General features: G+C 71.2%; 9 protein-coding genes. 3 read left to right on the top strand and 6 right to left on the bottom strand.

Going from position 1 to position 11,186, the window contains the following annotated elements; translation table 11 throughout:
* The coding region (locus DZA62_RS34505) for a LamG domain-containing protein (protein ID WP_198664516.1) at window positions 1-1,537 on the top strand (1,537 nt) is incomplete at its 5' end.
* A 69-nt stretch (window positions 1,538-1,606) separates the two neighbouring features.
* Here the strand turns inward: DZA62_RS34505 and DZA62_RS34500 are convergent.
* The 3 genes from DZA62_RS34500 to DZA62_RS34490 are packed head-to-tail and all read right to left on the bottom strand — an operon-like array spanning window position 1,607 to window position 6,004.
* Window positions 1,607-2,527 (bottom strand): hydroxymethylglutaryl-CoA lyase, encoded by a 921-nt coding sequence (locus DZA62_RS34500; RefSeq protein WP_116953517.1) that lies wholly within the window; start codon window positions 2,525-2,527, stop codon window positions 1,607-1,609.
* Entirely contained in the window at window positions 2,520-4,442 is a 1,923-nt protein-coding gene (locus DZA62_RS34495; protein WP_116953516.1) for an ATP-binding protein, read from the bottom strand. The genes DZA62_RS34500 and DZA62_RS34495 overlap by 8 nt, the downstream gene beginning before the upstream one ends.
* Window positions 4,443-4,447: 5 nt before the next feature.
* Entirely contained in the window at window positions 4,448-6,004 is a 1,557-nt protein-coding gene (locus tag DZA62_RS34490) for a carboxyl transferase domain-containing protein (protein ID WP_116953515.1), read from the bottom strand.
* A gap of 59 nt (window positions 6,005-6,063) precedes the next feature.
* Here DZA62_RS34490 and DZA62_RS34485 point away from each other — a divergent pair, with 59 nt between their 5' ends.
* Window positions 6,064-6,615: a TetR/AcrR family transcriptional regulator gene (locus DZA62_RS34485; RefSeq protein ID WP_198664515.1), complete on the top strand. Its 552-nt coding sequence runs from the start codon at window positions 6,064-6,066 to the stop codon at window positions 6,613-6,615.
* Window positions 6,616-6,629: 14 nt separating this feature from the next.
* On the opposite strand, the gene DZA62_RS34480 is transcribed toward DZA62_RS34485, so the two are convergent.
* Genes DZA62_RS34480 through DZA62_RS34470 form a run of 3 tightly spaced genes read right to left on the bottom strand, consistent with a single transcriptional unit; the run spans window position 6,630 to window position 9,711 of the window.
* Window positions 6,630-7,454 (bottom strand): carbohydrate ABC transporter permease, encoded by an 825-nt coding sequence (locus DZA62_RS34480; protein WP_116953513.1) that lies wholly within the window; start codon window positions 7,452-7,454, stop codon window positions 6,630-6,632.
* Window positions 7,451-8,416, bottom strand: a complete 966-nt coding sequence (locus DZA62_RS34475) for a carbohydrate ABC transporter permease (RefSeq protein ID WP_116953512.1) — start codon at window positions 8,414-8,416, stop codon at window positions 7,451-7,453. The genes DZA62_RS34480 and DZA62_RS34475 overlap by 4 nt, the downstream gene beginning before the upstream one ends.
* A 26-nt stretch (window positions 8,417-8,442) precedes the next feature.
* Entirely contained in the window at window positions 8,443-9,711 is a 1,269-nt protein-coding gene (locus tag DZA62_RS34470; protein WP_157988101.1) for an ABC transporter substrate-binding protein, read from the bottom strand.
* Between the two features lie 322 nt (window positions 9,712-10,033).
* On the opposite strand from DZA62_RS34470, the gene DZA62_RS34465 reads away from it, so the two are divergent.
* Window positions 10,034-11,113 (top strand): LacI family DNA-binding transcriptional regulator, encoded by a 1,080-nt coding sequence (locus DZA62_RS34465; protein WP_198664514.1) that lies wholly within the window; start codon window positions 10,034-10,036, stop codon window positions 11,111-11,113.
* Window positions 11,114-11,186: the final 73 nt, after the last annotated feature.

The raw sequence follows: 11,186 nt of genomic DNA, 5'->3' as shown, positions 1-11,186 counted from the left end.
TTTCGGCAACGCCGTCCAGTTCAACTCCGGAACCGCCCACCAGTACGCCGCGTTGCCGACCGGCGTGGTCAGCGACCTGTCCGGCGACTTCACCATCGCCACCTGGATCAACCGGCCCGCCGCCGGCCAGGAGTGGTCGCGGATCTTCGACTTCGGTTCGGGAACGGGCGTCAACATGTTCCTGACGCCGAACGCAGGCGGGGCTCCGGGCCTGCGCTACGCCATCAAGCCACAGGGCGCCTCCGAACAGCAGGTCAGCTACGACCAGGAGGTCCCCGCCGGGTGGCACCATGTCGCCGTCACCCAGTCCGGTACCACGGGAACCCTGTGGCTCGACGGAGCTGCGGTCGCGACGAACGCGAACCTGACGTTCAAGCCGTCCGCACTCGGGGCGACGACGCAGAACTGGCTGATTCGGTCCCAGTACGCCTCGGATCCGTACCTGAACGCGACGCTCGACGAGTTCCACATCTTCGACCGCGCGCTCACCCAGGCACAGGTCCAGGCGCTGATGGCGGGCCCGGCCGGCGACGAGGGCGGCAACGTCGTGGCCTACGACTTCGACGAGACCGGTGGCGCCGCGATCGTGGACTCGTCGGGTCAGGGCAACGACGCGTCCATCGTGCTGAACGACAACGTCGCGAACTGGACCGACGTCACCGTCGATCTCGAGCCGTCCGAGGGCTCCACCCAGCTCTACCTGGTGTTCCCCGGCGCGGAGGCCAACGTGAACTGGCTGCACCTCAACGCCGGCCCCGGCGTCCAGGTGCCGGCGGTGTCGGCCACCGTGGCGCCGGCCGAGCCGGACGGCCAGGACGGCTGGTACGTGACGGCGCCGGCGGTGACCCTGTCCGCCGACGATCCCGGCGCCTCCATCGAGTACCGCGTCGGCGAGGCGGAGTGGACGGCCTACAGCGGGCCGGTCACGATCGACGAGGACGGCGCACAGGTGGTCGCGTACCGGGCGAGCAACGCGGCCGGGACGTCGGAGACCGGCACGGTCGAGGTGGCGGTCGACCTGACCGCGCCGGAGACCACGGCAACGGCCGAGGGTGATCTCGACGGCGACGTCTACCTGGGGCCGGCGACGCTGACGCTCGCCGCCACGGACGCGGCGTCGGGTGTGGTCGAGACGCACTTCCGGCCGGTCGGCGAGACCGACTACACCGTGTACTCCGCACCGGTCACGCTCGACCCGGCCGCGGTGTACGAGATCGAGTACCGCTCCGCCGACGCCGCGGGCAACGCCGGCGACTGGCAGCAGCTGACGATCGTCGTCGCCGACACCATGGTGATCGTCGGCGGGATCGACAGCGGTGTGGCCAACCGGACCGTCTCGAGCGGGACGACGATCAACGACCTCATCCTCGACGAGCAGCCGTGGAGCAGTCGCGGGGCGTTCCTCCGCCACGTCACCGAGGTCACCCGGCAGTTGCAGGCCGACGGCGTCATCACCGGGCGCGAGGCGAGCGGCATCCAGCGCGCCGCAGCCCAGAGCGACGTGGGGAAGGCCGGACCGCGCCTGCTCCTGGAGTGATGAGCAGGTGAGTGGACCGGGGCCCGGCGCGGCACGCGCCGGGCCCCGAGCCCGTCCGTACCGCCGAGGTCACTCCAGGGCGGCGACCACGCGGCTGGGAGCCGGCCGGCCGAGGTGGCGAGCCATCCAGGTGCTCGTCTCGACCAGGCGGGGCAGCGACACGCCGGTCTCGATCCCGAGGCCGTCGAGCATCCAGACCAGGTCCTCGGTGGCGAGGTTGCCGGTGGCGCTCTCGGCGTACGGGCAGCCGCCGAGCCCGCCAGCGCTGGCGTCGAACGTCGTCACGCCGTGCAGCAGCGCGGCGTGGGTGTTGACCAGGGCCTGGCCGTAGGTGTCGTGGAAGTGCATGGCGAGCACGTCGTCGGGCAGGCCGGCGGCGTTGAACGCGTCGAGCAGCGCCGTGACGTGCCCGGCCGTGCCGACGCCGATGGTGTCGCCGAGGCTGAGCTGGGTGGCGCCCAGGTCGAAGAGCCGCTTCCCGGCGTCGACGACCTGGCCGATCGGCACATCGCCCTCCCAGGGGTCGCCGAAGCACATCGACACGTAGGCACGGACGTCGAGCCCGGCGGCCCGCGCACGGGCGACGACGGGTTCGAACATCGCGAACTGCTCGTCGAGGGAGCGGTTCAGGTTGCGCTGGGCGAAGGTCTCGGTCGCCGACCCGAAGATCGCGACGTGGCGCAGGCCGAGCTCGAGCGCGCGGTCGAGGCCGCGCTCGTTGGGGACCAGCACGGGGAGGTCGCGCCCGGCGTCGCCGAGCGCCGTCATGACCTCGGCGGCGTCGGCCAGCTGCGGCACCCAGGCCGGATGGACGAAGGACGTGGCCTCGACGACGGGCAGCCCGGCGGCGAGCAGCCGGGTGATGAACTCGACCTTGACCTCGGCGGGCACCGTGGTCGCCTCGTTCTGCAACCCGTCGCGCGGGCCGACCTCGTAGATCGTGACCCGGGCGGGCAGGCCGGCGGCCGGGACCAGCTGCGGGCTACGCATCGGCGTCGCCGCCCTCCGGCTCGGCCGACACCGTGGCGACCGGGTGCCTGAGCGGCACCTGGTCACCAGCGGCCACCCCGACGGCGGTGACCACCCCGGTGAGCGGCGCTCTGAGCGGCAGTTCCATCTTCATCGCCTCCATCACGGCGAGGACGTCACCGGTCGCGACCGAGTCGCCGGGGGCGACGTTCACCGCGACGACGGTGCCGGGCATCGGCGCCGTCACCGTGCCGTCGCCGTCCTGTGCCGCTTCGGCCGGGGCGAACGCGTCGGGCCGGTCGAAAACGAACGTGTGGCCGAGGTGCGCGACCTCCACGGCGTGTGGTCCGGCGTGCACCACGGCCTCGTGCGCGACGCCGTCGATCTCGAGCCGGATCGGGTCGTCGTGGTCCCCGGCGGCGAGCGGGCGGACGGCGTGCTCGTCGACGCCGCCGGCGGTGACGCGGTGCACCTGCCCGGCCAGCTCGACGATGACCGGCGCGCCCGGCCCGCCGAGTCGCCAGCCGTCGCCCGCGCCGAACGGCGAGTCGTCGGCCCGCGCACCGGTCGCGACCACCCAGGCCGCGAAGCACTCGGCGATCTCGGGCGGCGGCGGCGTGATGGCGCCCGGGTGGTCGTCCAGCCAGGCGGTGTCGAGCAGATCGTCGCGGAATGTGTCGGAGGCGGCCAGCGAGCGCAGGAAGCCGAGGTTGGTCCGCACGCCCAGGATCGCGGTGTCGTCGAGTGCGGCGACGAGCGCACGCCTGGCGGCCTCGCGCGTCCGGCCGTGCACGATGATCTTCCCCAGCATGGGGTCGTAAGACGTGCCGACCACCGAGCCGCTCTCCAACGCGGCGTCGACCCGCGCCCGTGGCGTCCACCGGACGTGGGTGGCCACGCCGGCCTGGGGGAGGAACCCGGCGAACGCGTCCTCGGCGTACACCCGTGCCTCCATGGCGTGGCCGGCGCAGCCGACGTCCTCCTGGGTGAAGCCGAGCGGCTCGCCGGAGGCGATCAGCAACTGGAGCTGGACGAGGTCCAGTCCGGTCACCGCCTCGGTGACCGGGTGCTCGACCTGCAGCCGGGTGTTCATCTCGAGGAAGAACACGTCGTCGGCCGCGACCAGGAACTCGACCGTGCCCGCGTTGGTGTAGCCCACCTCGCGCGCCAGCGCGACGGCGGACTCGAGCAGCACCTTGCGGGCGGCCTCGGACACCGTGGGCGCGGGCGCCTCCTCGATGACCTTCTGGTGCCGGCGCTGAGTCGAGCAGTCGCGCTCGAAGAGGTGCACGACGGCGCCGTGGTGGTCGGCCAGCACCTGCACCTCGACGTGGCGGCCGTGCTCGATGTACCGCTCGACGAGCAGGGTGTCGTCGCCGAACGCCGCCGCTGCCTCACGGCGGGCCGCCTCCATCGCCGCGGGCAGCTCCGCCGGGGCACGAACGATGCGCATGCCCTTGCCGCCACCACCGGCGGCGGCCTTGACCAGGACCGGCCCCGGCCACGCCCCGCCCGCGCCGGGGAGGGCGTCGTCGCCGCGGGGGACCACGGGGACACCGGCGGCGACCGCCACCTCGCGGGCGGCGTCCTTGCGGCCCATCCGCTCGATGACGCCGGCGCCCGGCCCGACGAACACCAGGCCCGCGTCGGTGACCGCCCGGGCGAACTCCGCGCGCTCGGACAGGAACCCGTAGCCCGGGTGTACCGCGTCGGCGCCCGTCGCCTCCGCCGCGGCCAGCAGCGCCGGTATCGACAGGTACGACTCGCCGGCCGGCGCCGGGCCGAGACGCACCGCGGTGTCGGCGTCGCGCACGTGGGGCGCGTCGCGGTCGGCGTCGGAGTACACCGCGACCGTGCGCAGCCCGAGTGCGCGCCCGGCGCGGATGACCCGCCGGGCGATCTCGCCGCGGTTGGCGATCAGGAGAGTGGAGATCATCGCGCTCACATCCGGAAGACGCCGTACGAAGGGGCGGGCACGGGGGCGTTGGCCGCGGCCGCGAGCCCCAGGCCGAGGACCCTCCGGGTGTCGGCGGGGTCGATGACGCCGTCGTCCCAGAGCCGGGCGGTGGAGTAGTAGGGCGAGCCCTGGCGCTCGTACTGCTCGTGGATCGGCGCCTTGAACGCCGCGACCTGTTCGGGCGTGGCGAGGTCGGTGCGCAGGGTGGCCAGCACGGATGCGGCCTGTTCGCCGCCCATCACCGAGATCCGCGCGTTCGGCCACATCCACAGGAAGCGCGGGTCGTAGGCACGTCCGCACATGCCGTAGTTGCCGGCGCCGAACGAGCCGCCGATGACCACGGTGAACTTCGGGACGACCGAGCAGGCGACCGCGGTGACCAGCTTGGCGCCGTCCTTCGCGATGCCCTTGTTCTCGTACTCGCGGCCCACCATGAACCCGGTGATGTTCTGGAGGAAGACGAGCGGGATGCCGCGCTGGTTGCACAGTTCGATGAAGTGCGCGCCCTTCAGGGCCGACTCGGAGAACAGGATGCCGTTGTTGGCCAGGATGCCGACCGGATAACCCCAGATGTGGGCGAACCCGCAGACCAGGGTCTCGCCGTACAGGGCCTTGAACTCCTGGAGGCGGGATCCGTCGACGACGCGGCGGATCACCTCGCGGACGTCGTAGGGGGTGCGCGAGTCGGCCGGGACGACGTCGTACAACCCGGCCGGGTCCTCGGCCGGTTCCTCCACCGGCGCCCGGGACAGCGACGGGGCCGCCGGCCGCTGCACGGTGCCGACGATCGACCGGACGACGGCCAGCGCGTGGGCGTCGTCGCGGGCCAGGTGGTCGGCCACCCCGGAGACGCGGGCGTGGACGTCGCCGCCGCCGAGATCCTCGGCCGAGACCACCTCGCCGGTGGCCGCCTTCACCAGCGGCGGGCCGCCGAGGAAGATCGTGCCCTGGTTGCGCACGATGACGCACTCGTCGCTCATGGCCGGGACGTAGGCGCCGCCGGCCGTGCAGGACCCCATGACCGCGGCGATCTGCGCGATCCCCGCCGCCGACATGGTGGCCTGGTTGTGGAAGATGCGGCCGAAGTGCTCGCGGTCGGGGAACACCTCGTCCTGCATCGGCAGGTAGGCGCCACCGGAGTCCACCAGGTACACGCAGGGCAGCCGGTTCTCGCGTGCGACGGTCTGCGCGCGCAGGTGCTTCTTGACCGTCAGTGGGTAGTAGGTGCCGCCCTTGACCGTCGCGTCGTTGGCGACGACCACGCACTCGCGTCCGGCGACCCGGCCGATGCCGGTGATGATGCCGGCGGACGGCACCTCGCCGCCGTACAGGTCCCAGGCCGCGAACGGGGCGATCTCCAGGAACGGCGAACCCGGGTCGAGCAGCCGGTCGACGCGGTCGCGCGGGAGCAGCTTGCCCCGGCCGACATGGCGCTCGCGGGACGCCTCGGATCCGCCGCGCCGTACGAGCGTCAGCCGTTCGCGCAGCTCGTCGACGAGTTCGCGGAGGCCCGGCCGTGCGGTGACCGACGACGATGTCATGGACGCATGCTAGCTCAACGGGTTAATGGTTGTTAACCCAACGGGCTAGGGTGTGTTCCGTGAGTGCGCGGCAGCAGCAGATCCTCGACACCGCCGCCCGGCTCTTCGCCGAGCGGGGGTTCCACGGGGTGTCGGTCCACGACATCGGCGCCGCCTGCGGCATTTCGGGCCCGGCGCTCTACAAGCACTTCGCCGGCAAGGCCGACATCCTGGGGCGGTCGCTGACCCAGATCTCCGAGCGGCTGCTGCGGGAGGGCCGCGCCCGGGCCGAGGCGGCAGCCGACGCCGGCGCCGCGCTCGACGCGCTCGTCGACTGGCACGTGGACTTCGCGCTGACCAGCCCCGAGCTGATCGTCGTGCAGGAACGCGAGTGGCGCAACCTCCCGCAAGCGGCGCGCAAGCACGTACGCGACCGGCAGCTCGCCTACATCGACCTGTGGGTCTCGGTCGTCCGGCGGCTGCGCGACGACCTGTCGCCCGACGAGGGCCGTGCCGCCGTCCAGGCCGTGTTCGGCCTGCTGAACTCCACGCCGCACAGCGCCCGCATCGGTACGCCCCGGATGCGGGGGCTGCTGGCGCGGCTGGCCCGGGCGGCTCTCACCGGCCCATGATCATTGGCTTCTCCTCACTTGGTGGCGCCCGCGGTGAAGCCGTTGTAGACGTACTTCTGCAGGAACAGGAAGAGCACGAGGATCGGCACGATCGTCAGCACCACGCCCGCGCAGATGACCTCCCACTGGGCCCCGTACTGGCCCTTGAACGCGAACAGCGACGTGGCGATGGGCCGCTTCTCCGGGTCGCTCAGGTACAGGAACGGCAGGTAGAACTCGTTGTACATGCTGATGCCGCGGATGATCACCACGGTCGCGATGGCCGGTTTGAGGTTGGGCAGGATGACCCGGAAGAAGATCCGGGCGTGGCCGGCGCCGTCGATCATGGCCGCCTCGTCCAGCGAACGCGGGATGGCCCGCATGAACTGCAGGAAGATGTAGATCGAGATGATGCCGGTGCCCATGTACAGCAGCACCAGGGCACCGCGCGTGTTGTACAGCTCCAGGGCCTTGACCAGCTGGAACGTCGCCACCTGGGTGGTCACCTCGGGCACCAGGGCGGCGAGCAGGAACAGCGCCAGCATCAGCCGCCGTCCGGGGAACCGGAACCGGTCGATGGCGTACGCGGCGAACGCGGCGTTCAGCACCGCGCCGGCGACCGCGACCGCGAGGATGAGCCCGGTGTTGACGAAGGCGCGCGCCATGCCGCCGTCGGCGAACGCCGTGGCGAAGTTGTCGAGGTTGAGCCAGTCGCGCGGCGGCGTCATCGGGTTGGTCGAGACGTACTCCTGGTAGTCCTTGAACGCCCCGAAGACGATGAGGACGATCGGCAGCAGCGTCACGATCGACGCGACCACCAGGGACGCGTACTTCGCGACGGAGACGGTGGCCTGCTTCACGCGATGTCCACCTGCCTCTCGGGCACCAGCCGGCGCTGGATCCAGGTGACGAGCAGCACGGCGAGCAGGAGCACCACGGCCATCGCGGAGGCCAGACCCACCATGTTCCGCTCGAACGCGGTCCAGATGGTGCGGATGACGAAGGTCTCCGACCCGTTGCCGCCGCCGGTCATCACGTACGGCACCTCGAACACCGCGAGCGAGCCGGAGATCGCCAGGATCACCTGCAGCCCGACGATCGGCCGGATGGACGGCAGGATGATGAACCAGAACTCGTGCCAGCGGTTGGCGCCGTCGAGCTCGGCCGCCTCGTAGATGCCGCTCGGGATCGACTGGATGGCGCCCAGGAACATCACGAAGCTCAGGCCCATGTACCGCCAGACCGACACCGAGGCCAGGGTGATGTTGATCAGGGCGGGGTCGCCGGTCCACTGCCGGATGGCCTCCTCGAGACCGAGCACGGTCAGGAAGGCGTCCAGGCCGCCGTCGGGCTTGAGGAAGTTGAGGAAGATCATCCCGATCGCCACCCCGTTGATGAGGTAGGGGAAGAAGAGGACGCCCTTCCAGAGGTTCTTCAGCCGCACCCGGAACGACAGGAGGGTCGCGAAGTACAGCGCGAGCGCCATCTGCACCAGGGACGCGACGAAGTAGTAGAGGGAGACGTAGAAGACGCGGAGGTTGTCGGGCTCGGTGAACGCCGCGACGTAGTTGTCGAGGCCGACGACGTTCTTGGTCCGGTCGAGGCCGTCCCAGTCCGTGACCGAGTAGTGGAACATGTTCAGCACGGGCCAGTACGTGAAGAGCAGCAACAGCCCGACCGGGACGCCGACGAACACGTACGGCGTCAGGGTCGCGCGCCACGACCGCGGGCGGGTGCCGCGCGGGACCCGGAGGTTCCGCGCGGCACCCGGCCGGTCGGTGGTCGTCGGCGTGGGGCTGTCCGCCTGGGTGGGGGCAGACATGATCGATCGCTACCGCCTGATTCTGCTCAGCCGCCGGCCTGGGCGCGGCCGTCGGCCCACGCCGCGTTGAGGTCGTCGAAGATCTCCTGCTTGTCGCGGTTGCCGGATCGGGCGTCGTCGACGATCTGCTGGCGGTACTTGCCGTCGTTCGTCACGATGCCGGACGCGGTGCTGATGTCGCTGAACAGCGACTCCTCGCCGGGCGGCAGCGGGTTGAGCGCGAACAGCTCGACCTGGGAGGTGAAGTCGGCCAGGACGTCGGGGACCGGCCCGTCGATGCGCGGGGACAGCCCGCCCTGGTCCTGCGAGTAGCCGGACTCGTCGACGAGGAAGTCCAGCCATGCCCGCGCGGTGACCTCGTTCTCGGAGTGCACGTTGATCCCGAGGGTGATGTCGGGTCCGGTGACGGCGTAGAAGGTGCCGTCGTGCTGGACCGGGAACGGCATGTAGCCGATGTCGTCGGGGTTCAGGCCGGCCTTCTCGATGTCGCGGCCCGCGCGGTGCACGGCCCACGAGCCGACCGCCATCGTCGCGATCTCGCCCGAGCCGATCTTGATCTTGGTCTCGTCGTAGGTGGCCGTCGTGGGATCCGGCTCGATCAGCTCGCGGGCCACGATGTCGTACAGCAGCCCGTCGATGACCTCGTAGTCGCCTCCGCCGGACCACGGGGCGTCGGAGTTCGCCGTGTCGTAGACGACGTCGGGGTCGTGCGAGGGGATGCCGCGGTAGTTCTCCCACTGCGCCATCAGCCAGCCGTCCTTGTAGTTGGTGACGAACGGGACGACGTCGGGCTGCGAGTCCTTGATGGCCTGCAGGTCGTCGAGGAACTCGTCGGGTGTCGTCGGGTAGTCGGTGATGCCGGCCTGCTCCCAGACGACCTTGTTGTAGAGGAAGCCCTGGGCGTTGCCGAGGTCGGGGATGCCGTAGACCTTGCCCTCGTAGGACTTGTTCAGCCACTGGTAGGTCTGGGTCAGCTCGTCGCGCTCGCCCAGCGGAGCGAAGAAGTCGGGCAGCTGGTCGGGGGTGACCGACGCCGGGATGCCGAGGACGTCGCCGTAGTCGTCGGTCGACATCCGGGTCTTGACCTCGGTCGCGTAGTTGGTCAGCCGCTCGATCTTGACGTCGGTGACCTCGGGGTACTTCTCCTTGAACGCCGCGACGTACGGCTCGAACGTGGCCGGGTCGACGTGTGTCAGGTGCGTGATCGAGCCCGACGGCTCGTCGGGACCGGCGGAGCCGGCCGCTCCGGAGGTGCTGTCATCGCCTCCTCCGCAGGCGGCCAGCAGAACGCTCACGACGACGGCGACGGTCGCGCCCGGAATCGCGCGACGGTGAGAACGAAGCCTGGAACTCGACACAACCCACTCCCTTGACGGGTTGGCGCTGGAATTCGCGCGAACACACCGGCTGCTCAGCGCCGAGCCGCCGATCACGCTCTGACGGTGTCCCGCTGCGGCTCATGCCGCCGAGGTGGAAAGATAAAGCGCTTTCCGTCCCCTCGTCAACACGCACCACCTCGCGGAACTCGGGCGACGCACGTGCGTACCTCGCTGGCGGACGGCACGGTTGGGGGTGTCAGTTGTAACGTTTGCAGCGATCTCGGGCTAGCATCTGACCGTGAGCAGCACCGAGGACGCGCCCGCCGTGGCGCAACGGACGGAGTCCGCCAGGCAGCGCCCGGGCATCCGCGACGTGGCGGCCCGCGCCGGCGTCTCGGTCTCGACGGTCTCGCGGATCCTGAACGGCAGCTATCCGCCGGCGCCGCGCACCCGCGACAAGGTGATGCGCGCCGTCCGCGAGCTCGACTACGTCGCCAACCCGCACGCCAGGGCGCTGACCGGCCAGGACAGCGGCACCATCGCGATCGTCGTCCGCGAGCTCGACGCCGGCTTCCTGCTCGCCGTCGTCCAGGCGATCACCGCCGCGGTCACCGACGCCGACCGCCTCTGCCTGATCGGCACCACGGGCCGCGAGGCCGGCCGCGAGATCGACGTCCTGCGGCAGATGAACGCCCAGCACGTTCAGGCGATCATCCTGACCGGCACCGTCGTCGAGTCCGACCAGTACCGCGCCGACATGACGGCGTTCGCCCAGTCGCTGGCCCAGACCGGCACCCGCCTCGTGCTCTGCGCCCGGCCGCCCATCGGGCCCGCCGTCCCCGCGGCGGTCGCCGAGTACGACAACGAGGGTGGAGCCTACGCCGCGACCAGCCATCTGCTGTCGCGCGGCCACCGCCGGATCCTGCAGCTGAGCGGGCCCGACGGCAGCACGATGACCATCCGCCGGCTGGCCGGCTACCGCAAGGCGCTGGCCGACCTCGGCGGCGTCGCCGATCCCGACCTCGAGGTCGGGCCCACCTGGGACCGCGGCTCCGCGATGACGGTGATGAACCGGCTGCTCGGCGCCGGGAAACCCGAGTTCACGGCGGTCATGGCGCACACCGACCAGGTCGCCGCCGGCGCCCTGCAGGCCCTGCGCGAGCACGGGCTGAGCGTGCCCGGCGACATCTCGGTCATCGGCTACGACGACTCCCCGCTGGCCACCGACCTCGGGCTCACGTCGGTGCACATTCCCGCCCCCGAGCTGGGCCGGGCCGCGGCCCGGCTCGCCCTCGAGCCCGACGGCGGCGAGCAGCGCGTCATGTTCGGCACCCACGTCGTCGTCCGCACGAGTGTCGCGGTGGCGCACCACCGCTAGACGCTCGATTCGAAAACGATGTAACCCGGCGCGCGATCCGCTGAACAGGTGCGATCTGCGAGGGGTCCGCCGA

It is taken from the genome of Jiangella endophytica (assembly GCF_003427025.1).
Taxonomy (GTDB): Bacteria; Actinomycetota; Actinomycetes; order Jiangellales; family Jiangellaceae; genus Jiangella; species Jiangella endophytica.
The sequence above is the reverse complement of the archived record's forward strand: the minus strand, read 5'-3'. Positions and strand labels throughout refer to the sequence as shown.

What these genes read in the sequence shown, in the direction of transcription:
- DZA62_RS34500 (WP_116953517.1), bottom strand. Translation starts at nt 2,527, where the DNA reads ATGCGTAGCCCGCAGCTGGTCCCGGCCGCCGGCCTGCCCGCCCGGGTC.
- DZA62_RS34495 (WP_116953516.1), bottom strand. Translation starts at nt 4,442, where the DNA reads ATGATCTCCACTCTCCTGATCGCCAACCGCGGCGAGATCGCCCGGCGG.
- DZA62_RS34490 (WP_116953515.1), bottom strand. Translation starts at nt 6,004, where the DNA reads ATGACATCGTCGTCGGTCACCGCACGGCCGGGCCTCCGCGAACTCGTC.
- DZA62_RS34475 (WP_116953512.1), bottom strand. Translation starts at nt 8,416, where the DNA reads ATGTCTGCCCCCACCCAGGCGGACAGCCCCACGCCGACGACCACCGAC.